Here is a 23,909-nt window from a genome sequence, read left to right as displayed (position 1 = left end):
AAAAGGAGGAAAGCTGTCCGCACAGCTTTCCTCCTTTTTAACTGTAACTGTGATCTACCTGGATAACTGCATAGTAACTGCCCTGTAGTCCCCGGATCTGTTCCTTGACCCGGTTTACCACGTCCACCTCTGTCATGGAGAAATCGTGGGGAATGACCAGATCGAAGATGAGATTGGAATGTGTGGGGCCTTCCACCACACGGAAATCATGCATAGTAAGCCGGGGTGAGATTTGGCCGATGATACGGCTCACCTCAGCTTTCAGATGATTGATATGGACATTGTCTGTGACGACCGGGTCCATATGTATGGTGGCGGAACAGTTTAGTTTTTCCTGAAGTTCTTTCTCGATATTATCTATTTCATCATGGATCTGCAGGATATTGCCGTTTGCAGGCACCTCTGCGTGCAGGGAGATCATCAGTCTGCCGGGACCATAGTCGTGGACGATCAGGTCGTGAATGCCTTTGACCATGGGATGGGCGGTGACGAGTGATTCGATGTTCTTTACAAACTCCTCCTTGGGCGGCTGTCCGAGAAGGGGATTCATAGTTTCCCTCAAAGCCTGAATACCGGTATAAAAGATAAAAAGTCCAACCAGAATACCACACCATCCGTCAATGAGGACCCCTGTCAAACGCCCAACCAAAGTGGCAGCCAGTACAACGGCTGTGGATACGGTATCACTGAGGGAATCGGCAGCGGTGGCGGACATGGCGGCGCTGTCCAGCTTCCGGCTCAGGGATTTGTTATAGTATGCCATATACATTTTGACCAGAATAGAGACACAGAGGATGGCAATGACCAGAGGACTGCTGTTCACCGGTTCGGGGCTGCGCAGCTTTCCAATGGATGATTTCACAAGCTCAAAGGCCATGATCAGTACAGCCACGGACACGAAAAGACCGGATATATATTCAATCCTTCCGTGACCAAAGGGGTGTTCCGGGTCCGGCTTCTGGCCTGACATTTTAAAACCGATGAGGGTGATGACAGAGGAACCGGCATCTGAGAGGTTGTTGAAGGCGTCAGCCGTGATGGCAATGGAACCGCTCAGCATTCCTGCGGCAAGCTTGCCGGCGAACAATATAATATTGAGAAAAATCCCCACCGCACCGCTTAGAATGCCGTATGCCTGGCGCACTCCGGGTAATGCGGTATTTTTATGATCTTTGATAAAAAGACGTGACAGTAATTGGATCATATCTATTCCTCCAAATATAGTTTTGTGAAATACTCTGTTTATTTTATACGAAAGTTTGGAAAGACGCAAGAAAGCAGGAAAAAGATTTACATTCCCGGGTGTGAATGATATGATAAAAGGAATAATAGTAACTGTGAGAGGACTGATCAGTTACCAATCATATTACAATATCTGAGGGAGAAATACATATGAAAAAGAGAATGAAATATATTTGCTGTCTGCTGCTGGCAGCTTCACTGACCGCAGGCCTCATGGCAGGATGCGGTAATGAGAACGCCGGAACACAGGAAAAGAATCAGGATCAGCAGGAGGAAAAAGGAGAAGGTGAAAAAGGCAGTACCCAGGACGCGGTCAAGCTGAATCCGGACAAACCAATCTCCATTACAATATGGCATTATTACAACGGTGCCCAGCAGGTGGCTTTTGATGAGCTTGTCAATGAGTTCAATGAGTCGGTGGGAAAAGAAAAAGGCATCTTTGTAAAAGGCTACAGCCAGGGAAACGTAAATGATCTGGAAGATGCGGTGATGGCATCCCTGAATGAGGAGGTTGGTGCCCAGGAGATGCCCAATGTCTTTTCTGCCTATGCAGATGCCGCCTATACTGTGGACAGCAGGGGAAAGCTGGCGGATATTTCTGCTTATATGACCAAAGAGGAGCTGGATGAATATGTGGATTCCTATATTGAGGAAGGCAGGATCGGTGAGGGCAATACGCTGCGTATTTTCCCAACGGCTAAATCCAGTGAGATCTTTATGATGAATAAGACAGACTGGGATAAATTTGCGGAGGCAACAGGTGCCGAGCTGGATGATCTGGCCACCCTGGAAGGGGTGACGGAAACGGCACAGAAATATTACGAGTGGACAGATTCCCTGACTCCGGATGTGCCGGAGGACGGAAAAGCTTTTTATGGCAGGGACTCAGTTGCCAATCTCTTTGTTATCGGCTCCAAGCAGTTGGGAAAGGAAATCTTCCAGGTGGAAAACGGCAGGATGTCCGTCGTGGCAGATAAGGATATCATGAAGAAAATCTGGGATAATTTTTATGTACCGCTTGTAAAGGGATACTTTACGGCGTACGGAAAATTCCGCTCAGATGATGTGAAGATAGGAGAAATCCTGGCATTTACAGGTTCCTCTACAGCATCCATGTATTTCCCGGATGAGGTGGAACAGGAGGACGAAGTTTACCCCATTGACTATGTGGTCCTGCCTGCGCCTTCTTTTGCGGAGGGAGAGGACTATATTGTACAGCAGGGAGCAGGAATGGTGGTTACAGAGGGAACTAAAGAGGAGGAATATGCCTCAGTACTGTTCCTGAAATGGTTCACAGAATCAGAGAATAATATCCGTTTCAGCTGCGCATCGGGATATCTTCCGGTGAAGAAAGAGGCAAACAGCCTGGCTGCGGTTGACAAGGTAGTGGAGGAACAGGGACTGGAGATCCCGGATAAGACCTACGATGTCTTAGACAGCCTGTTTGGCACCCTTGAGAAGGCTGTACCTTATACGACAAAGGCGTTTGAGAGAGGAACAGAGGCGCGGAAGATCCTGGAGTATAATCTGGCTGACAAGGCCGCTGAGGACAGAAAGGCTGTACAGGAGCTGATCGCCCAGGGGCAGACTCTTGAAGAGGCATGTGCCGATTATGTGTCTGAGGAATCTTTTACGAACTGGTATGATGCCTTTGTGGCAGCTTTGCAGAATACGGCGAATAAAGCAGAATGAGGCGGAATAGAAAATGAGGAAAAGAAAGTGGACTATATTGGCTTTGTTTTGTATCCCTCTGATCGCGGTACTTGTGATACAAAGCATTCTTTCATACGGAACAGTCCTGATCGGCGGTACCATGCGGCTGCTGGACTCCTATGCTGTGGGAATGATGGAACAGACAGTGGAGAACAGGAAAATCACGTTGGAAAATAATATGGTCCAGCACTGGATGGAAGTCAGTGAAAATGAAGATAAAATTAGCAGGGAGCTGGACAGCCTGCTGACATCCAACAGGATTTCAGTGGAAGACTTTATGGATAACAGTGAGCTTCAGAAACAGCTTCTGCAGAATACTGCCATGTCCAGCCTCTACCAGCTCAGAAAAAATGAAGTGACGGGAACCTTTCTAGTCTTAGCCAATAAGGCCGGAGAAAATGAAAATAGCAGCATGACCTGCAAGGGATATTATTTCAGGGACACGGATCCGTCTGCAAATTCGCCGGATTACTCTGATGTGCTCATAGAGCGCGGAGGCAGGGATATCGTCCATCAGACAGGGGTTGCCCTGGACAGCTACTGGACTACAGATTTTACTTTTCAACCTTCGGGGCAGAATCCCAGGGATGACTTCTTTTATAAACCCTATGAAGCGGCCAAGGAAAATCCGAAGGCCAGTTATGCAAATCTTGGATACTGGAGCGATCCGTTTTCATTGAACGAGGGAAAGAGCGGCGGTGAGTACCCGGCTATCACCTATTCTGTGCCTTTGATGAAAGACGGTGTGGTGTATGGTGTCATGGGCGTGGAGGTGTCCGGCAGTCATATTCAGGATATGCTTCCGTCCAGCGAGCTGAATAAAAATGAACAAAGCGGCTATATGCTGGTGAAGAGTACAGAGAAGAACCGGTGGAGGCCTCTGGTAGCCTCCGGAATCCTGGGAGAACGGCTCAAGGCATTAGGCACGGTCCTGAATGTGGAGGACAGCAAATTTGACCAGGTCTACATTCTGAATGAGGATAAGGCAGACGGAGAACTCTATGCATCAGCAAAAAAGCTGCATCTTTATAATACCAACACACCTTTTGAGGAGGAAGAATGGTTCCTTGTAGGTATACAGAAAAATGAAGCTATTTTTGGAATCGGCCGGCAGATCCTGTGGAAAGTGCTGGCAGCTATCCTGGTAGCCCTTGTATTCGGAATTATCTGCACCTATCTGGTGGCTAATCACGTGACAGACCCGATCCGGCGTCTGGCAGAGTGCATACGAAGCAGCGCCGGAAAAAGCCTGGAACAGTTTAAGGCGTCAGGTGTGTCAGAGGTGGATGAGCTTTACGACGTTGTGAGAAATCTGACCAGCCGTCAGGAACAGGCAGAGAGAGGCCTGACAGAGGAGAAGGAGCGTTACAGAATCGCGCTGCAGAGCAGCGACGATATTTTCTTTACCTATGATCTGGGAAGAGAAGAAATCGAACTGTTCAACTATCCGGATCGTGGCGGTCAGGCTGTCAGATATAAGATAACAGAGGATATGGAACTGCTTAAGGAACATATATTTGGTGAAGATTACCATAAGCTTAAAAAAGCGTTTGCTGTCAGAGGAGACGAGATCTATGCGGAGTTCCGCGGAAAAAAGGAGTCCACTGAAGAGTACCGCTGGAGGCTGCTGAAAGGTGAAGTGATACAGGATGAAAATGGCAGAAAGAGCAAGATCATCGGCAGCGTACGTGATATCCATGAGCAGAAGATGCAGGAGCTGAGAGAAATCGAATCGGCAAAGCGGGACCCTATAACAAAGCTGCGTACACAGCGGGAGGGGCGCCGTTATCTGACGGAAGTGCTGGCCAGAGGCGGAAGCGGAAGCATGGTGCTTCTGGATTTGGATGAATTCCGGATCCTTAATGAAACTTACGGACTTATCTTCGGGGATGTGATCCTGGAAGAGATCGGCAGCCTGCTTCTGGCAAAAAAGGAGCAGGTGGAGCAGACAGAGAAAAAGGAAATCATACTGGTGCGGCAGGGTGGTGATGAGATCCTCATCTGGCTCTCAGAATTCACCAGGGAGCAGACAGAGGTGTTTTTAGATGAAGTGCGAAGAGCAATCGCGCAGCTTTATCAGGAGGCCGATTTCAGCATTCACGTGTCTGCAGGTGCCTGTATGAGAAACAATTCCAATCTGGGATATGTCCAGCTTCTGCGCAGGGTGCGGTGTGCCCTGACCTTTGCAAAGCAGAAAAAGGACGGCAGGGTGTATTTCTATCGGGAAATCCCGAGCCAGACCAAAGAGAATATGCTGACAGAGATCAACGATATAGCCAGCATAACCAGCGGTCCCCAGCTCAATATGGTATCCCTTACTCTGAATTTCTTTGACAAAGGCGGAGATATGGATTCCATTTTGGCAGTGCTCTTTGTGAAGATGGGGCATTACTACGGGGCCACGGATATTCTGATGACCTCCGTGGACCGGGATTTCCATACGGCCTATATTTCCCATCAGTGGCATAAAAACGCAGCAGATCATCAGGAAAAGGATATGAAGCGTTTTACTGCAGAGGAGTTCAAGGCACTGACAGAGCAGTACGGTACGGAAGTCTCCATAGTCAACGGGCAGACCATGACAAAAGAACAGCGGAAATTTCTCATGATACCGGAGACAAAACAGGGCTTCAGTGTTCCCATGACTGACGGCGGAAAATACATAGGTTCCATTACACTGATGGCAGAGGCAGGTGCGGTTCTGTGGGATAAAAAAGAGCAGAGCAACATTCAGGAGTCTGCCAAGATTATAGAGAACAATCTGAATAAAGTACATTATGACCAGGCCAGCAGGGCAAAAAGCGAATTCCTCTCCAGAATGTCCCATGAGATCCGTACTCCTATGAATGCGATCATTGGGATGACGGAAATAGCCATGCAGGATGAAAATGTACCCCGCAAGGTACAGACATATCTGGAAAAAATCAGCACCTCTTCGGACTATCTTCTTTCGCTGATTAATGATATACTGGATATGTCCAAAATTGAAAGCGGTAAAATGAAACTGGAAATGCTGGATTTTGATCTGGAGCAGTGGGTGAGGAATATTGATGATCTGATCGCTCCTCAGGCTGCCCAGAAGGGGATCCTCTACACCACAGAGACTCATTTTGAACAGAAATGGGTGGTAGGAGATGCCATGCATCTGAAACAGGTGCTGATCAATCTTCTGGGAAATGCCCTGAAATTCACGGGAAAAGACGGACATATCCTGTTTGCGGTGAAGCAGCGCCGGACAGCACCGGATAAGACGGAGATTTCCTTTTCCGTGGAGGATACCGGAATCGGGATCGATGCGGAGGATCAGAAGAGGATTTTTCATTCCTTTGAACAGGCAGGCGAGAGTACAGCGCGCAGATTCGGCGGAACCGGCCTGGGTCTCGCCATCAGCAGTCAACTGGTGCAGATGATGGACGGTGAGATCAGTCTGGAGAGCCAGCCCGGCAAAGGCAGCAAATTCTCCTTTGCGGTTGTTCTAAGCGATGGTACAAAGCAGGAAGAGGAAGAGGCAGCTCCAAAGGATATGGATATTCTCCGGGACAGAAGGGTTCTGGTGGTGGAGGACAACGAACTGAACGCAGAGATCGCCGGCTCGATCCTGAACCTTCATGGTATCCGTTCGGAGCGGGCGGACAACGGGCTTTTGGGCGTGAAGGCGTTTTCTGAGAAGGAGCCGGGATATTACGATGCGATCCTCATGGATATCCGTATGCCCGTCATGGACGGCCTGGAGGCCACAAAAGAGATCCGGAAGCTGCCAAGGGAAGATGCCAGGACCATACCCATTATTGCCATGACAGCCAACGCTTTTGATGAGGACATGAAAAAGTCTATAGAGAGCGGCATGAACGGTCATCTGGCAAAGCCCATAGACTTTAAGGAACTGCTGAATATGCTGATTAAGGTCATAGGCAGCAGAAAACAATGATTTATTTTGGTAACTCTTATCTGCCATGCAGATGATAGTTAATAGAATTCACAGGAGGTATTGATTAATGAGAGCAGAATTTGATGAGACACTGGTAACCGGCAATGACATGATTGATTCCCAGCACAAGGAGCTGATCGGTAAGATCAACCAGCTTCTGGAGAGCTGTGAGGACGGACAGGGTAAGGTAAAGGCAGTCAAAATGCTGGATTATCTGCTGGACTACACAGAATTTCATTTCAGTGCAGAAGAAAAGCTCCAGGAGGAAATCGCATATCCGGGGCTGGAAAAGCACAGGGAAAAACATAATGAATTCCGCCAGGCAGTGAAAGAGCTTCAGGAGATGCTGGAGGAAGAGGAAGGACCCACCGAGAACTTTGTAAAACAGGTGGAGAAAAATGTGGTGGATTGGTTATATGACCATATTAAAGGGTTTGACCGTTCCGTTGCTGAATACAAGTTTATGCGCTCCAATCCGGAGAGACTGTAAGAGGATAAGGGGGGCGGGAGGCGGCAGGCATCCCGCTCCCTTTTCTTAAGCTTTGTAGAAAGGATCAGAAGAATGAGCGAAGAAAAATATTGGGAAGGGAAGCAGTATGCATTTTTCAGCCATAAGGACTGTGAATACTTTCCCTGCCATAAAACAAATGACCCCGAAAATTTTAACTGCCTTTTCTGCTACTGCCCTTTGTATGCCCTGGGTGACCAGTGCGGAGGTAATTTTCATTACACAAAAGAGGGCATTAAGGACTGCAGCAAATGCGGCCTTCCCCACAAGAGGGATAATTTTGGCTATATTACAGGCAAATACAACGAAATCATGGAGATTGCAAAGAAGAACCGCAGGAATCCAGATAAGGGATAACCTGGGATAAATCTTCACATATGATATCACAGAACGGACGGATGCCGTCATCTGCAGGTGTCAGATCCGGTACCATACAGGATAAGGCGCCTGCGGCTTTGGCGGCGCGGATGCCGTTCAAGCTGTCCTCCAGGACCAGACACTGCGCCGGCGGTGTCTTTAATTTTTTTGCGGCGGTCAGAAAGATTTCCGGATCCGGCTTTCCTTTTGTTACCTCGTCTCCGCATACAGAGGCGGTGAGGTAGGGGGTAACCCCTGCCATATCCCAGTAACGGGAGGCTTCCTTTCTGGCAGTGGAGGTGGCCACGGCAGCCGGAATCCTCCGCTCCTTCAGGTATGTGAGAAGTTCCATCAGGCCTTTTTTCACAGGCACACCGTATTTTTCTATATGATCTCTCTGATATCTTGTCCGGATAGCACGGCCCTGGTCGTAATCCACAGTTCCGTGGAACCACTCCTCAAAAAGCCGGCTGCTCCGCTCCCTTGTTCCCCCGCGCATCTGGCTCAGATGGTATTCTGTCAGGGTAAATCCCATTTCACGGCAGGCTTCCTCCCATCCGGCCTTCATCAGGCGTTCAGTATCAAACATCAGCCCGTCCATATCAAAGATCAATGCGTTTATCATCATTTCTATCATCTCCTGTAAATATTTCTCAGACAAAAAAAGCAAATACATTATAGCACAAAAACAAAGAATATGCTAAACTTTTCGCAGGAAGAGAAAAGCAGCTGTAACAGTTCAGCATTCCACTGTCCCGCGAACTGTGGAATACTGAACGGCTGCAGAGAAAGGACTGCATATGAAGATAATTATTTCCCCGGCAAAAAAGATGAATATTAATACAGATGAACCCTTTGAGACCACCGTGCCTGTCTTTATAAAGGAGGCAGATACCTTACGGAACAGGCTGAAGGAACTGGACTATGGGGAACTGAAAAAGCTGTGGAAGTGCAGCGATAAGATCGCCGAAGAAAATTTTCTGAAACTGAAGGAACTGGACCTTTACAGCAATGTGACTCCGGCTGTTCTGTCCTATGAGGGAATCCAGTATCAGTATATGGCGCCTCAGGTATTTTCCGCGGAGCAGTGGGATTATGTGAGAGAGCACCTGAGGATCCTGTCAGGGCTTTACGGGGTGCTGAGACCCATGGACGGGGTGATACCATACCGCCTGGAAATGCAGGCAAAATTAAAGATGGGCAGTACACAGGATCTATATGCCTTCTGGGGAGACAGGATTTACAGGGAGTTGGCAGAGGGGGAGGATTTCTTACTGAATCTGGCTTCAATAGAATACAGCAGGGCAGCAGAAAAATACATAGACCGGAAAACGCGTTTTGTCACCTGCGTTTTCGGAGAGCTTTCAGATGGAAAAGTAAAGGTAAAGGGGACTATGGCAAAGATGGCCAGAGGAGAGATGGTGCGCTGGCTCTCTGAAAAGAATATCACGGAACCGGATGAGATGAAAGAGTTTACGGGCCTGGGTTATGGATTTGATGCTGCCCGGTCCACTGACAAGGAACTGGTTTTTCTGAAATAGGCCCCAGGCGCCGCTCCCCGGCAGGAGAATCCTGCAGGCAGGACTCTCTTTTTGCGATACACAGGAGGCGGCTGTTTGGGGAAGAACAATGTATCAGAAATCCCTGGTGATATTCTGAAGCCATTTATAGCTTTTATAGTGCTTGTAGATAAAAGGCATTTTGACAAATTCATCCAGGCAGATGAGAAAATATACCCACATAGGCGGGAGCTTCAGCAAAAAGGCGCTGATAAAGCCCAGAGGGACGGCGAACAGCCACATATCAATAAAATCACATAGAAATCCCCACCGGGAATCCCCGCCGGAGCGGAAGATACCGCAGATCACTGTGGTGTTCATGGCCTGTCCGAGTACATAGTACATGTTGATATAGAGCATGGTGCTCAAATAGGACTGGGCAGTTGGAGTCAGGTCAGCCATGTTCATAAACAGGGGACGCAGAAGGAAAATTATGATCCCGCCCGCAATTCCGCTTAAAAATGTGATCTTGCAGAACCGTGTGGAATCCTCCTTTACCGTGTCCATGAATCCGGCCCCTATGGATTTGCCGAGAAGGATAGCGCCTGCATTGGCAAGCCCAAAGCATACCACTGTGCCCAGGTTTCTGGCTACAATGACCACTGCATTGGCGGCAACCATGTCGCTTCCCAGGTGCCCCATGATGACTGAGTACATGGAGAAGGCCACACCCCAGGAAACTTCATTTCCGAAGGCCGGCATAGAGTAGCGGATAAAATCCTGAAAGAGCAGTTTATGGCGTTCTATAATGGTCTTCGGCCGGAAACGTATGGTTTTAAAACGACATGCATCCAGCAGGCAGATGGCCAGTTCCACACCTCTTGCTATGGTGGTTGCCATGGCTACCCCTACGATTCCCATTTGGGGAAGTCCGAACAGGCCGAAAATAAAGACGGCGTTCAATAAAATATTCAGTCCCAAGGCAGACGCGTTGGTGGCTGTGGCAAAGATGACCCTCTCAATGGAGCGCATGGTGCACAGGTAAACCTGTGAAATGCTCATGAACAGATAAGAGATACCCACGATCCTGAGATATGGAATACCTGCGGTTATAAGCTCCTGGTCGGAAGTGAAGATCAGCATGAGCAGTCTGGGAAAGAAACAAGCCAGCACGAAAAACAGGGAGGATATGAGGATAGACAAACGCATGCCGATTCCCATGATGCGCTCGATGGTCTCGGTATCCTGCTTGCCCCAATACTGTGCAGCCAGCATGATAACCCCGGATGCTATGCCGGAGTAGACCAGATTCAGGATAAACATGATCTGACTTGCCAGAGAACCGGCTGACAGGGCAGTCTGGCTGACCCAACCCAGCATGATCACATCGGCGGAGCTGACTGCTGTGGTGATCAGGTTCTGGATGACAATAGGCAGTGCCAGCCGGAACATGTCTTTATAGAAAGTAGATTGTCTTGATGCTGCGATTTCCATTATGTAAAACCTCTCTTGATCCATTTGATATTTTTTTATGTTACCTTCCAGTATAAAGGCTTTTCCTGAAAATGTCATACAATAATTGGTGAAAAAGCTATAATATTTTGACCTGTTCTTGTTTTTGCGGGGGTTTTTGTCTATAATGGAAAAATAAAGCTGTTGTTCACGGCATTGAATCAGATAACCGTGTTCAGCAGCAAATGACTGCTAAGGGAGAGAATAACATGTATCAAGTATTGCTGTTTGACCTGGACGGTACGCTTACTGCATCCGGGGAGGGAATCACAAAATCAGTCCAGTACGCTCTGCGTAAGCTTGGAAGAGAGGCAGATGATCTAAAGGCTCTGGAGGTATTTGTAGGTCCGCCGCTTCTGGAACAATTCATGCGCTACTGCGGAATGTCTGAGGAGGAGGCGGTACAGGGCGTCCATTACTACCGGGAGCGGTATAATGTGACCGGTCTTTTTGAAAATCATCCCTATGAGGATATCGAAGAGATGCTGGAAGCACTGCGGGAGAAAGGATACACCCTGGGGGTTGCATCCTCAAAACCGGATGGCATGGTAAAAAAGATCCTTGAACATTTCGGATTGGAAAAATATTTCTGTCAAATTGTGGGCAGTGATCCAAATAAGATGAAAATGTCCAAGGCAGATGTCATTGAGATCATCCTTGAAAGGCTGGGATACCGGGATAGAAGAGCAGAAGCCGTCATGATCGGTGACAGGAATCAGGACGTATACGGAGCACAACAGGCAGGGATTTCCTGTATTGGAGTCACATACGGATATGGCAGTTATGAGGAGCTTTCAGAAGCGGGAGCGGACAAGATCGTGAAGAGTGTAAAAGAATTGGAAGAATATCTGCTTCTGAACGGAACAGACCACAGGGAAAAGAGGGAGAATATATGACAGTAAAGAAAATGTATGATATAGGAAAAGAGCTTTTTTCGACTCCATCGTATCCGGGTGACCCGGTACCGGGAAAAACGCCCTATTATCAAATAGAAAAGGGCGATGCCTGTAATCTGACAGTGCTCACCATGGGAAGCCATAGCGGGACACATCTGGATGCCCCAAAGCACTTTTGTCAGGGAACGCATGGAGTGGACAGGATCCCTCTGGAAAAATGTATGGGAATGTGCAAGGTCGTGAGTATCACAGGCACTGTGCAGGCAGAGGACATGGAACGGCTCCTCGCTGACGGGACAAAAAAGCTGCTTCTGAAAGGAGACATCCTGCTGACACCGGGTGCTGCAGATGTGTGTGCCGAGGCAGAGCTGGATCTTATGGGAGTGGAGGACCAGACTGTGGGAAACCCGGATACCCAGAAGGAGATACACAGGATACTGCTGGGAGCGGAGATTGTGATCTTAGAGGGGCTTGTACTTGGAGCAGTGCCGGAAGGGACATATTTTTTGGCTGCCCAGCCCATGAAAATGGCAGATTTGGATGGTTCACCGGTGCGGCCGGTGCTTCTGGATGTGTAAATAGGATTTTTGTCTGTGACTGTGAAGATATGGAACGGTTATCGGACTTATGAACAATACATGTTAATAAAAGATGTCGGCTGGATGCGAGGGCACTGAAAAACCATGATTTTTCAGTGCCCTCCTGGATGCCGGCATCTTTTTTGTAAGAATAATAATATTGTATCTTTTCTGATTTATCTGCCAGGTTCAGCGCACCGTTTCCCCTTCCAGAGTGCCTGCTGCTGTCCCCTGCTTTTTAGGGCTGACCTGCGCCAGAATGATGGCAGCGAACATGAGCACACAGCCGGTGATCTCCTTTGCCGACAGGTTCTGGTGAAGGATCACCCATCCTGCCAGAACAGAGACCACGGATTCCAGACTCAGGATCAGGGAGGCGATTGTGGGGTCACAGCCTTTCTGACCGATGATCTGGAAGGTGTAGGCCACCCCGCAGGACAGTATCCCTGCATAGAGAATAGGGAGCCATGCCTGTAAAATATTGCTCATACGCGGCGTTTCCAACAGAAACATGGGAATCGCAGACAGTACGGCAGTTACGAAGAACTGGATACAGGAGAGCTTGGTTCCGCTGACCTTCTCTGAAAAGTGGTCTACAACCATTATATGGATAGAAAAACAAAAGGAGCAGATCAAAATGAGAAAGTCACCTTTGCTCAGGGAAAGGCTTCCTGTCATACACAGAAGATACAGACCTGCCAGTGCGATTACCACGCTGATCCAGATACGCAGTCCCGGCTTTTTCTTCAGGAAGATTCCCAGTATAGGCACAATGATGATATACAAAGCTGTGATAAATCCCGCCTTGCCCACGGTAGTATACTGAATACCCACTTGCTGAAGGGAGGTGGAAATAAAAAGCATGATACCGCACAGGCCGCCGCCGATCATCAGATCACGGGGACGGTCCAGCGCTTTTGACGGCTGATCCTTTTTGCCGTCCTTCCGGGCATTTTTTCTGCCCAGAAGGAAAATACAGGGGATGAGGACCAGCCCGCCCAGCAGTGTCCTTACCATATTGAAGGTATAAGGACCTACATAGTCCATGCCTACGCTCTGTGCCACAAAGGCAACACCCCAGATGACCGCAGCGGTGAACAGGAGCAGAAAATTCTTGGATTGTTTCGCTGTCATGTAGGAAGCTCCTTTTTACTGTTCCAGACTCTTATGATATTCCTGAAGGGATTTCAGGGAGCCGTTTTCCTTACGGATCACAGCGGCAATACCTTTGGCGCTTGCCAGAGCTGCGGACATAGTGGTAAGGTAAGGTATTTTCTTGTTGATGGCTGTTTTTCTCAGGTAAGAGTCATCGTATTTGCTCTGCTTTCCGGCAGGGGAGTTTACGATTAGATCCACTTCGCCGTTTACCATGGCATCATAGATGTTGGGGCGGCCCTCCTGCAGTTTCTTGAGGATCTTACAGGGCACACCGTTTTCGGTGAAGTATTGGCCGCAGCCTTCGGTGGAAACAATGGTAAAGCCCAGCTCGTGAAGCTGTCTTGCAACTTCCAGTGCCTGAACCCTGTCGCCTTTGTTGACGCTTACCAATGCATTGCCGGAGAGCGGAAGCTTGGCGCCTGCTGCCTCCTGGGCTTTGTAGTAAGCCAGGCCAAAGGATTCACTCAGTCCCAGAACTTCGCCTGTGGAACGCATTTCCGGTCCCAGCAGAGGGTCAACCTCAGGGAACATATTGAACGGGAACACGGCTTCTTTCACACCGTAGTAGGGATGTGCCTTTTCCGAGAAAGAGGTTACATCCGGGCGTTCTCCTGTCAGTTCATATGTCATAAGCTTTGTGGCAATATTGGCCATGTTGATGTTGCATACCTTGGATACCAGCGGAACCGTACGGGATGCACGGGGATTGGCCTCCAGAACGTAAACCTTGTCCTCACAGATGGCGTACTGCATGTTCATCAGGCCTACAACACCCATCTCACAGGCAATAGCTGTGGTGTATTCACGGATGAGCTTTTTGTTCTCCTCTGAGATTTCCACGGAGGGGATCACACAGGCAGAATCTCCGGAGTGTACGCCGGCCTGCTCAATGTGCTGCATAACAGTGGGGACAAATGCGTTGGAGCCGTCAGAGATAGCGTCTGTCTCACATTCCAGGGCATTCTGCAGGAATCTGTCCATGAGGATAGGACGCTCCGGTGTCACATCAATGGCTGCCGCCATATAGTCACGGAGCATGTTGTCATCATATACCACTTCCATTCCGCGGCCGCCCAGTACATAGGAAGGACGTACCATCATAGGATAGCCGATGCGGTGAGCGATTTCCAGCGCCTCATCCACATTGACAGCCATTCCTGATTCCGGCATGGGAATATTCAGCTTCTGCATCATGGCATTGAACAGATCACGGTCTTCAGCCATATCAATGACAGCCGGAGAAGTACCCAGGATATGAGCGCCGCGTTTTTCCAGTTCCGCTGCAATGTTGAGCGGTGTCTGGCCGCCGAACTGTACAATAACACCCAGTGGCTTTTCTTTATTATAGATAGACATGACATCTTCCACGGTAAGAGGCTCGAAGTACAGCTTGTCGGAGGTGTCGTAGTCTGTGGATACGGTTTCAGGGTTGCAGTTTACCATGATGGTCTCAAATCCCAGATCTCTCAGAGTAAAGGCAGCGTGAACACAGCAGTAGTCAAATTCAATACCCTGTCCGATCCTGTTAGGACCGCCGCCCAGGACCATGACTTTTCGTCCGCCGGATACAGGGGCTTTATCCTCCCCGTTGTAGGTGGAGTAATAGTATGCGGCAGGTTCTTTTACACCGCTTACCGGAACTGCATCCCAGCGCTCGTTCATGCCCAGGGATTCTCTTCTCTTGAACAGCTCCCATTCGTCAACATCCAGAAGCTCTGCCAGATATTTGTCTGAGAAGCCGTCCTTCTTGGCCTGAACCAGAAGCTCATCAGAGAGATGACCGCCGCGGCAGGCCAGGATTTTTTCCTCCAGGTCAACCAGTTCCTTCATCTGCTCCAGGAACCACATTTTGATATGGGTCATCTCATGAAGCTTGGAAAGAGGAGCGCCTTTTCGGATGGCTTCGTACAGAATAAACTGTCTCTCACTGGTAGGCTCTCCCAGCTTTAAGTACAGTTCATCCAGAGAAAGCTCATGAAAATCTTTGGCAAATCCCAGACCGTAGCGGCCTTTTTCCAGGGAACGGATGGCTTTTTGAAGGGCTTCCTTATAATTCTTGCCGATGGACATCACTTCACCTACAGCTTTCATCTGTGTGCCCAGTTTATCCTCCGCTTTTTTGAATTTCTCAAATGCCCAGCGCGCGAATTTGACCACAATATAGTCACCGGTGGGTTTGTAGTCTGCCAGGGAACCTCCCTTATAATAAGGAATCTCTGAGAGTGTGAGTCCTGCTGCCAGCAGTGCGGACACATAGGCAATGGGGAAACCGGTAGCCTTGGATGCCAGCGCGGAGGAGCGGGAGGTTCTGGGGTTGATCTCAATGATGATGATCCTGTCTGATTTGGGGTCGTGGGCAAACTGCACATTGGTTCCACCGATGACGCCGATGGATTCCACAATGGCGTGTGCCTGTTTTTCCAGACGGTCCTGTACTTCCTGGGATACAGTCAGCATAGGGGCAGAACAGAAGGAATCACCTGTATGTACGCCCATGGGGTCAATATTTTCTATGAAACAAATGGAGATTTTCTTGCCTGTTGCATCGCGGACAACTTCCACTTCCAACTCTTCCCATCCGATGACAGACTCCTCAATGAGGATCTGGTTTACCATGGATGCTGCAATACCGCGGGCTGCCACTTTGCGGAGTTCTTCCTCATTATATACAATACCGCCGCCGGTACCGCCCATGGTATAGGCAGGACGGATCACGCAGGGATATCCCAGTTCAGAGGCGATCTTCACTGCCTCCTCAACGGTATAAGCCGGTGCGCTCTTTGCCATCTCAATGCCCAGCTCGTTCATGGCCTGTTTGAATGCGATGCGGTCTTCGCCGCGGTTGATGGCGTCAACCTGAACACCGATGACTTCTACCTTATATTTTTCTAAAACGCCTGCGTTGTACAGCTCTTCACAGAGATTGAGTCCTGACTGTCCGCCCAGGTTAGGGAGCAGGGCATCCGGTCTTTCTTTTTCGATGATCTCTGTAAGCCGGTCTACATTCAGCGGTTCGATGTAAGTGACGTCAGCTGTTGCCGGGTCTGTCATAATGGTTGCCGGGTTGGAATTGACCAGTACAATTTCGTAACCAAGGCTCTTTAATGCTTTGCATGCCTGTGTTCCGGAATAATCAAATTCGCATGCCTGTCCGATGATGATAGGGCCGGAACCGATAATCAGAATTTTGTGAATGTCATTTCTCTTTGGCATAGCTATCCTCCATTTTTCTTTGTGCTTAATCCTCCGCCATGTTAATTTGGCGGAACATGATAATAGAAGGCCTGTGTATCACGCCTTCAGTCAGGGACAATTATAGCATAGTCATATATTTTGCCGCAAGTATAAATAGCTCGAAAAAAGTAGATAAAATTTGCAGATTGCGGTATACTCTACAGGAAACCTGTATCAAAAAGCCTGTGAGGACTGACTGATACAGCAGGAGAACATAAGAACAGGAGTGAAGACACATGATAGCAGATAAGGAAGAGATCCATATCGGACAGGTGATCGTACATATTTTGGATTCCACAGTGGGTATGCCGGTGCTGTCCGACAAGGTGCTTGACTATGGTTCTGATTTTGCGGACTTTCTGAAAGCCCATATTTTCAGGATCGATACCAGTGATGAGATACGAAGCTGCAGCTTTTCTGAGGAGGAGTCCAGTATTTATAAGTATATAGAGGAGTATGACACGGAGAATTTTGTGGAGATTTCCAAGAAGATCGCCCAGGAGCTCTTCACCATCATGAACCAGAACATTGAGATCCCGCCGGCAGACCTTCTGACAGCGGAATATCAGGTGGACAGACATAAATACCTGGCTCTTTTGAAGATGAACTACCGTACATCCTACACCCATCTGACAAATGCGGACCCCTGGGGCAATAACAACGATATCATAATGCAGAAAGCCATTCTGCCGGGGGAGACCCAAAAGCTTTCCGAGGCGGCTCTGCTTGATCTGGGGGCGCCTAAGTATGTGCGTCTTGTGGAGAAGAAGTATGATGTAAACGGTATCAAGACCAATTATTTCTCAAAGCTGTTTTTAAAGTGCCAAGGCTCTCTTTCCGCCAAGACACGGCTTTCCATTGTGAATAAAGCGGTGACGGATGTGCAGAAAAAATACTACAATGAATCTGAACAGTTTGAGGTGCAGATGGAGACCAAGAGCATCATCAATCAGGAGCTTTCCAGTGAGGGAGCCTTGGATGTGCCTGTGGTCATAGAAAAGATATTTAAGGAGCATCCCCAGATGCGGGAGGAGGTGCAGGAGAAGCTGGAAAAATACAACCTGGCAGAGACAAGAGTGGAGCCTCAGAATCCCACCACCACCAAAAAGTTTACGAAACAGCACCTGCTCACCGATACGGGAATTGAATTAAAAATCCCCATGGAGGAGTACAATAACAAGGATAAGGTGGAATTTATCACCAATCCTGACGGGACGATCTCTGTTCTCATAAAAAATATCGGAAGTATTGAGAGTCGTTAATAAAATTGTGGCGTTTTATCAGACATTGTGATACAATACTTCAGCCGGAAGAGGAAACTTCCGGGATAAAAAATAATGAGGTTGAGGAAATATGGAAAGAGAAAAATTTTCTTCCAGACTGGGTTTTATCCTGATATCCGCAGGATGTGCCATCGGTCTCGGAAATGTATGGCGTTTTCCCTATATAACGGGAAAGTACGGCGGTGCGGCGTTTGTGCTGATATACCTGTTTTTTCTGTTTATTCTTGGCCTGCCTATCATGGTCATGGAATTTGCAGTGGGCAGAGCCAGCCAGAAAAGTATTGCCGTGTCCTTCAATGTGCTTGAGAAGAAGGGAAGCAAATGGCATATTTACAGATATTTCGGCATGGCGGGAAACTACCTGCTGATGATGTTCTACACAACCATCGGCGGCTGGATGCTGGCTTATTTTGTGAAGATGGTGAAAGGTGATTTTGTGGGACTTGACACAGAAGGTGTGGGTGCGGCATTTGGAAGCCTTTCCACGGATATGCCCCAGATGATCTTCTGGATGGTTCTGATCGTGGTCATCGGTTTTGCAGTTTGTTCCATGGGACTGCAGAAGGGTGTGGAGAAGATCACCAAGATCATGATGGTGGTGCTTCTGGCGCTGATGGTACTTCTGGCTGTGCGTTCCTGTACACTGGAAGGCGCGTCTGAGGGGCTGAAATTCTATCTGCTGCCTGATTTCGGAAAATTGTCTGAGTACGGCATTCAGGATGTTATCTTCGCGGCCATGGGACAGGCTTTCTTTACCCTGAGTCTGGGGATCGGGGCACTGGCTATTTTCGGAAGCTACATAGGCAAGGAACGCAAACTCACCGGTGAGGCTGTCAGTATTACGATCCTGGATACCATGGTGGCTTTGATCGCCGGGCTTATTATCTTTCCTGCCTGCTCTGCGTTCCAGGTGAATCCGGGGGAAGGTCCGGGCCTTGTGTTTGTCACCCTGCCCAATGTGTTTAATGCCATGAAAGGGGGAAGGTTCTGGGGGGCTTTGTTCTTCCTTTTCATGTCCTTTGCAGCACTTTCCACCATTATAGCTGTGTTCCAGAACATCATATCCTTTGCCCAGGATCTGTGGAACTGGAATGTGAAAAAAGCGGCGCTCATAAATGGGATTGCGATCTTCCTCTTGTCCCTGCCCTGCATTTTCGGCATGACTGTCTGGAGCGATTTTACGATCCTCGGCAAGGATATTATGGGATTTGAGGACTTCCTGGTGAGCAATAACCTGCTCCCTCTTGGCTCCCTTGTATATCTGCTGTTCTGCGTGACCAGATACGGATGGGGATGGAAGAACTTCCTGAAAGAGGCCAACACGGGAGACGGAATCTCATTTCCCGGAAAAATAAAGGTTTATCTCACATTTATCCTGCCGGTTATCGTCCTTTATATATTTGTGCAGGGATATTGGAGTTTGTTTCAGAGTTTATAGAAAATTCCCTTGAAATCAGTAAATTTTACAGGTATACTAGGGATAGAATAAAAATCCGGGTTACTGCTCTTGGTTTAGAAGGAGCAGTGACAAATCCGAAAGACAGGTAAATGCCGCAGCAGCAGATGCTGTACCGGGAGAATATATTTTCCGGTATATAATAGGAGAATGTATATGGAACATGTAATGTTGACCAAACTGCGTGAAGCGGGATGTGACATGGACGGCACACTGGAGCGTTTCATGAACAACGAAGCGCTGTGCATGAAGTTTTTAAAAAAGTTCCCCCAGGATGTAACCTTTGGAGCAATGAAAAAAGCCTTTGCACAGGGCGATGCAGATGAATTTTTTAAAGCAGCCCATACCATGAAAGGTGTGTCCGGCAATCTGGGACTCAGCAGTCTTTACGATAAGATGCAGCCGGCAGTGGAAAAAGGCAGGAGAGGCGAACTTCCTTCCTGTGAGGATATGGACGAAATTGAAAAGCAGTACAATGAGATAATAAAGATCATCACAGAAAATCAATAGTGAAGAGGAAAGACAGATGAAGAGAATTTTACTGAAACTGAGCGGAGAAGCGCTGGCGGGTTCCAAGAAGACCGGATTTGATGAGGCGACAGTTATGGAGGTTGCCCGTCAGGTTAAAGTTCTGGTGGATGAGGGGATTCAGGTGGGTATTGTGATCGGCGGCGGCAACTTCTGGAGAGGCCGCACCAGTGAGAACATGGACAGAACAAAAGCAGACCAGATCGGAATGCTTGCCACAGTCATGAACTGTATCTATGTATCTGAGATCTTCCGCACAGCAGGCATGAGGACCAGTGTCCTGACTCCCTTTGAATGCGGCTCTTTTACGAAATTATTTTCAAAAGACCGTGTCAATAAATATTTTGACCGCGGCATGGTAGTCTTTATGGCAGGCGGCACAGGCCATCCCTATTTCTCAACAGACACAGCCACTGTACTGCGTGCGGTTGAGATTGAGGCTGACATGATTTTCCTGGCAAAAGCAGTGGACGGTGTGTATGACAGCGATCCCAAGAGCAATCCTGACGCCAGGAAGTATGATGAGGTGAGTATTCAGGAGGTCATAGACAAGAAGCTGGCAGTTGTGGATATGACCGCATCCATTCTCTGTATGGAGAACAAGATGCCCATGCTTGTGTTTGGACTGAATGAAAAAGACAGTATTGTGAACACCGCTCACGGTAAATTTACAGGAACAAAAGTATTAGTATAATTTGGGAGGAAATGAATATGGCAACTGATGAGAGAATCGCAAAATATGAAGACAAAATGAACAAGACAATGGATGCCCTGGTAAAAGAACTGGGAACCATCCGTGCCGGACGTGCAAATCCGCATATTCTGGATAAAATCACCGTAGACTATTATGGGACCCCTACACCACTGCAGCAGGTGGCAAATGTAACTGTGCCGGAACCCAGAATGATCCAGATCCAGCCATGGGAGTCTTCCCTGATCAAGGATATCCAGAAAGCCATCCTGACATCTGATCTGGGGATCAACCCCAATAATGACGGCAAGTCTATCCGTCTGGTACTGCCTGAGCTTACCGAGGAGCGCAGAAAAGAGCTGGTGAAAGACGTGAAGAAGAAAGGGGAAGCTGCCAAGGTAGCTGTCCGCAATATCCGCCGTGACGCCAACGAGGCATTTAAAAAGCTGGCAAAACAGGATGTTTCTGAGGATGAGATCAAAGAACTTGAGGACGTGATCCAGAAACTGACAGATAAGTTCGGAAAGAACATCGATAAGACAGTGGAAGAGAAATCAAAAGAAATCTTAACAGTATAATTTGAATCAAGAGGGGCACATACAAGAAAAAAGTATTGTGCCTCTTTTATGCGTAGGAGGAGAAAAACATGGTGATTCCAAATCATGTGGCGATCATCCTGGACGGCAACGGCCGCTGGGCTAAGGCCAAAGGGATGCCAAGGACATACGGGCATGTGAAAGGCTGCGAGAATCTGGAAAAAATATGCTCCATAGCTAAGGAACTGGGTGTGAAGTATCTCACAGTCTATGCCTTTTCCACTGAGAACTGGAAGCGTTCCAAAGATGAAGTTGACGGCCTGATGAAGCTGTTCCGCAATTATATGAAAAAGTGCCTGAAAATAGCCAGGGATAATAAGATGCGTGTCCGCGTGATCGGGGAGCCTTCTGTCTTTGATGAGGATCTGCAGGCAAGGATCAGGGAGCTGGAGGAGTATTCCAGCCAGTTTGACGAGCTGCATTTTCAGATCGCGCTGAATTACGGCAGCAGAGATGAGATCAAGAGGGCTGTGCAGGAGCTGGCCAGGGACGTGAAAAGGGGCGCACTGGACCCGGAGTTGATCACAGAGGAGACCATATCCGGTTATCTGGATACAAAGGGTCTGCCGGACCCGGATCTGTTGATCCGCACCAGCGGGGAGGAACGCCTTTCCAACTTTCTCATGTGGCAGCTTGCCTACACGGAGTTTTATTTTACCGATGTGGCATGGCCTGATTTTAACAAGGCAGAATTTGAAAAAGCCATTCAGAAATTCAATCAGAGAGACCGCAGATACGGCGGCGTGAAGGAGGTATAACCATGTTCAAGACAAGGCTGTTAAGCGGAATTGTGCTGGTCATCATTGCCCTTGCCACCATTATACCGGGAGGGATCGTGCTCTTTGTCACTCTGGCGGCTATCTCCCTGATCGGCATGCAGGAACTGTACAAAGCCATGAAGGTACAGGAAAAGGGTGTGGGCGGTCTGGAACTGGCGGGATACGCAGGGGCAGTGATCTATTATCTGACCCTTCTGCTGGATAAGGAAGAGTTCTCACTCATTGCCATTTTATTTGCGTTGGTCCTCATCATGTCTGTGTATGTATTTACATACCCCAAATACCATGCGGATCAGATCATGGCTGCCATGTTCGGCGTCATTTACGTGACAGTCATGCTTTCTTATATCTACAAGACCAGGAATCTGGAGAGCGGTGCCTGGCTTGTGGGGCTTATCTTTATAAGCTCCTGGGGCAGCGACACCTGTGCTTACTGTGTGGGAATGCTGATCGGAAAGCACAAAATGGCTCCTGTTTTAAGCCCGAAGAAATCTGTGGAGGGCGGTATAGGCGGTGTTGCGGGTGCAGCGCTTCTGGGTGCCCTTTACGCGGTGGTCATTGTAAAATGGAACCCGGCTTCCGGCCACACAGCGCTTATGTATGCCCTGATCTGTGCAGTGGGCGCCCTGATCTCCATGGTTGGTGATCTGGCGGCATCGGCGATCAAGAGAAACAAAGAGATAAAGGATTACGGCAGGCTGATCCCGGGACACGGCGGCATTCTGGACCGTTTTGACAGTGTTATATTCACGGCACCGTTCATCTATTTCCTGGCAAATGTGCTGCTGTAAATGAGGTTGTGATAACATGAAAAAAATTGCGATATTAGGTTCCACGGGATCCATCGGCACGCAGACCCTGGATGTGGTGGAGAGCAATGAGGACCTGCAGGTGGTTGGAATCGCTGCGGGCAGCAATATTGATATGCTGGAGGAACAGATCCGGCGCTTTCATCCGAAGCTGGCGGCAGTGGGGGATGAAAAAAAAGCGGCTGAACTGAAAAGCAGAGTCGCGGATACAGACTGTACCGTGACAGGGGGCATGGAAGGCCTTCTGATGTTGGCAGCCATGCCGGAATCGGATATACTGGTCACAGCCATTGTGGGTATGATCGGTATCCGGCCTACCGTGGAGGGTATCCGTGCCGGCAAGGATATTGCCCTTGCCAATAAGGAGACACTGGTGACCGCAGGGCATATTATCATGCCCCTTGCAAAAGAGTACGGTGTACGGATCCTGCCGGTTGACAGTGAGCACAGTGCCATATTCCAGGCTCTTAACGGGGAGGACCCTGCCAGGATCCACAAGCTGCTGATCACCGCCTCAGGCGGACCGTTCCGGGGGAAAAAGCGGGAGGAGCTTCTCAACATCCAAGTGGAGGATGCGCTGAAACATCCAAACTGGGCCATGGGACAGAAGATCACCATTGATTCCGCCACCCTGGTGAATAAAGGGCTGGAGGTCATGGAGGCCAAATGGCTGTTCCACATGGATCTGGAGCAGATACAGGTTGTGGTGCAGCCCCAGAGTGTGATCCACTCCATGGTGGAGTTTGTGGACGGGGGCATCATTGCACAGCTGGGAACTCCGGATATGCGGCTGCCCATCCAGTATGCGCTGTACGGAGGTGAGAGGCGTTACCTTCCCGGTGAGCGCCTGGATTTTGCAAAGCTTGGCTCCATTACCTTTGAGGAGCCGGATATGGATACATTTAAAGGACTGCCTCTGGCTATGGAGGCTTCTAAAAAGGGAGGTTCCATGCCAACTGTATTCAACGCGGCCAATGAGAAGGCAGTAGGTATGTTTTTAAACAGAAAAATCGGTTTCCTGGATATTTATTCAATAATTGAAGAAGCTATGGTAAGACATAAAGTGATCAAGAATCCTGATGTAGATGTGATCACAGACATTGAACAGGAGACTTACAGATGGATTGAAGGCAGGTGGTAGA

The 23,909-nt window shown here is 48.6% G+C and carries 20 protein-coding genes; 15 read left to right on the top strand and 5 right to left on the bottom strand.

Annotated elements, in window-relative coordinates:
- Positions 1-37: 37 nt before the first annotated feature.
- Entirely contained in the window at positions 38-1,204 is a 1,167-nt protein-coding gene (locus BLCOC_RS17625) for a cation diffusion facilitator family transporter (RefSeq protein WP_029468605.1), read from the bottom strand.
- A gap of 188 nt (positions 1,205-1,392) precedes the next feature.
- Between BLCOC_RS17625 and BLCOC_RS17620 the strand changes: the two genes are divergently transcribed.
- The 4 genes from BLCOC_RS17620 (at position 1,393) to BLCOC_RS17605 (ending at position 7,748) form a co-directional block, all read left to right on the top strand.
- Positions 1,393-2,934, top strand: coding sequence for an extracellular solute-binding protein (locus BLCOC_RS17620; RefSeq protein WP_029468606.1), 1,542 nt, complete (start codon positions 1,393-1,395; stop codon positions 2,932-2,934).
- 13 nt (positions 2,935-2,947) lie between these two features.
- A complete protein-coding gene (locus BLCOC_RS17615; protein ID WP_115622915.1) occupies positions 2,948-6,883 on the top strand; it encodes an ATP-binding protein in 3,936 nt (1,311 codons plus the stop codon).
- Positions 6,884-6,950: 67 nt separating this feature from the next.
- Positions 6,951-7,373, top strand: a complete 423-nt coding sequence (locus tag BLCOC_RS17610) for a bacteriohemerythrin (protein WP_018596348.1) — start codon at positions 6,951-6,953, stop codon at positions 7,371-7,373.
- Positions 7,374-7,445: 72 nt separating this feature from the next.
- Positions 7,446-7,748, top strand: coding sequence for a cysteine-rich small domain-containing protein (locus tag BLCOC_RS17605; protein ID WP_018596347.1), 303 nt, complete (start codon positions 7,446-7,448; stop codon positions 7,746-7,748).
- Here the strand turns inward: BLCOC_RS17605 and BLCOC_RS17600 are convergent.
- Positions 7,702-8,376, bottom strand: a complete 675-nt coding sequence (locus BLCOC_RS17600) for an HAD family hydrolase (RefSeq protein WP_018596346.1) — start codon at positions 8,374-8,376, stop codon at positions 7,702-7,704. The genes BLCOC_RS17605 and BLCOC_RS17600 overlap by 47 nt on opposite strands.
- Before the next feature lie 172 nt (positions 8,377-8,548).
- Between BLCOC_RS17600 and yaaA the strand changes: the two genes are divergently transcribed.
- Entirely contained in the window at positions 8,549-9,289 is a 741-nt protein-coding gene (gene yaaA / locus BLCOC_RS17595; RefSeq protein ID WP_018596345.1) for a peroxide stress protein YaaA, read from the top strand.
- Between the two features lie 93 nt (positions 9,290-9,382).
- Here yaaA and BLCOC_RS17590 read toward each other — a convergent pair whose 3' ends face one another.
- Positions 9,383-10,741 carry an MATE family efflux transporter gene (locus BLCOC_RS17590; RefSeq protein WP_026255578.1) on the bottom strand — a complete coding sequence of 453 codons (1,359 nt, stop codon included), beginning with the start codon at positions 10,739-10,741 and terminating at the stop codon, positions 9,383-9,385.
- A gap of 227 nt (positions 10,742-10,968) precedes the next feature.
- On the opposite strand from BLCOC_RS17590, the gene BLCOC_RS17585 reads away from it, so the two are divergent.
- Both BLCOC_RS17585 and BLCOC_RS17580 read left to right on the top strand, forming a co-directional pair.
- Positions 10,969-11,655, top strand: coding sequence for an HAD-IA family hydrolase (locus tag BLCOC_RS17585; RefSeq protein WP_115622914.1), 687 nt, complete (start codon positions 10,969-10,971; stop codon positions 11,653-11,655).
- A complete protein-coding gene (locus tag BLCOC_RS17580) occupies positions 11,652-12,233 on the top strand; it encodes a cyclase family protein (RefSeq protein ID WP_115622913.1) in 582 nt (193 codons plus the stop codon). Before BLCOC_RS17585 ends, BLCOC_RS17580 begins: the two co-directional genes overlap by 4 nt.
- Positions 12,234-12,422: 189 nt before the next feature.
- Here BLCOC_RS17580 and BLCOC_RS17575 read toward each other — a convergent pair whose 3' ends face one another.
- Both BLCOC_RS17575 and carB read right to left on the bottom strand, forming a co-directional pair.
- Positions 12,423-13,367 (bottom strand): DMT family transporter, encoded by a 945-nt coding sequence (locus BLCOC_RS17575; protein WP_018596341.1) that lies wholly within the window; start codon positions 13,365-13,367, stop codon positions 12,423-12,425.
- A 15-nt stretch (positions 13,368-13,382) separates the two neighbouring features.
- Complete coding sequence (gene carB, locus BLCOC_RS17570) at positions 13,383-16,604, bottom strand: carbamoyl-phosphate synthase large subunit (protein WP_115622912.1); 3,222 nt, start codon at positions 16,602-16,604, stop codon at positions 13,383-13,385.
- Between the two features lie 257 nt (positions 16,605-16,861).
- Here carB and BLCOC_RS17565 point away from each other — a divergent pair, with 257 nt between their 5' ends.
- The 8 genes from BLCOC_RS17565 to dxr all read left to right on the top strand — a co-directional run bounded on the left by BLCOC_RS17565 (position 16,862) and on the right by dxr (position 23,908).
- Positions 16,862-17,887 (top strand): nucleoid-associated protein, encoded by a 1,026-nt coding sequence (locus BLCOC_RS17565; RefSeq protein WP_115622911.1) that lies wholly within the window; start codon positions 16,862-16,864, stop codon positions 17,885-17,887.
- A 91-nt stretch (positions 17,888-17,978) separates the two neighbouring features.
- Positions 17,979-19,346: a sodium-dependent transporter gene (locus BLCOC_RS17560; protein ID WP_115622910.1), complete on the top strand. Its 1,368-nt coding sequence runs from the start codon at positions 17,979-17,981 to the stop codon at positions 19,344-19,346.
- 174 nt (positions 19,347-19,520) lie between these two features.
- Complete coding sequence (locus tag BLCOC_RS17555; RefSeq protein ID WP_165907152.1) at positions 19,521-19,874, top strand: Hpt domain-containing protein; 354 nt, start codon at positions 19,521-19,523, stop codon at positions 19,872-19,874.
- A 16-nt stretch (positions 19,875-19,890) separates the two neighbouring features.
- Positions 19,891-20,586, top strand: coding sequence for a UMP kinase (pyrH, locus tag BLCOC_RS17550; RefSeq protein ID WP_018596336.1), 696 nt, complete (start codon positions 19,891-19,893; stop codon positions 20,584-20,586).
- A gap of 17 nt (positions 20,587-20,603) precedes the next feature.
- Complete coding sequence (frr, locus tag BLCOC_RS17545) at positions 20,604-21,161, top strand: ribosome recycling factor (RefSeq protein ID WP_018596335.1); 558 nt, start codon at positions 20,604-20,606, stop codon at positions 21,159-21,161.
- Positions 21,162-21,229: 68 nt separating this feature from the next.
- On the top strand, positions 21,230-21,937 hold the full coding sequence (locus BLCOC_RS17540) for an isoprenyl transferase (RefSeq protein ID WP_115622908.1): 708 nt from the start codon (positions 21,230-21,232) through the stop codon (positions 21,935-21,937).
- 2 nt (positions 21,938-21,939) lie between these two features.
- Entirely contained in the window at positions 21,940-22,749 is an 810-nt protein-coding gene (locus BLCOC_RS17535; protein ID WP_018596333.1) for a phosphatidate cytidylyltransferase, read from the top strand.
- A 16-nt stretch (positions 22,750-22,765) separates the two neighbouring features.
- The gene (gene dxr, locus BLCOC_RS17530) at positions 22,766-23,908 is read left to right on the top strand and encodes a 1-deoxy-D-xylulose-5-phosphate reductoisomerase (protein WP_018596332.1); all 1,143 of its coding nucleotides are present in this window, start codon (positions 22,766-22,768) and stop codon (positions 23,906-23,908) included.
- The last annotated feature ends 1 nt before the right edge of the window (position 23,909 follow it).

It is taken from the genome of Blautia coccoides (assembly GCF_034355335.1).
Lineage (GTDB): Bacteria > Bacillota > Clostridia > Lachnospirales > Lachnospiraceae > Blautia > Blautia producta.
The sequence above is the reverse complement of the archived record's forward strand: the minus strand, read 5'-3'. Positions and strand labels throughout refer to the sequence as shown.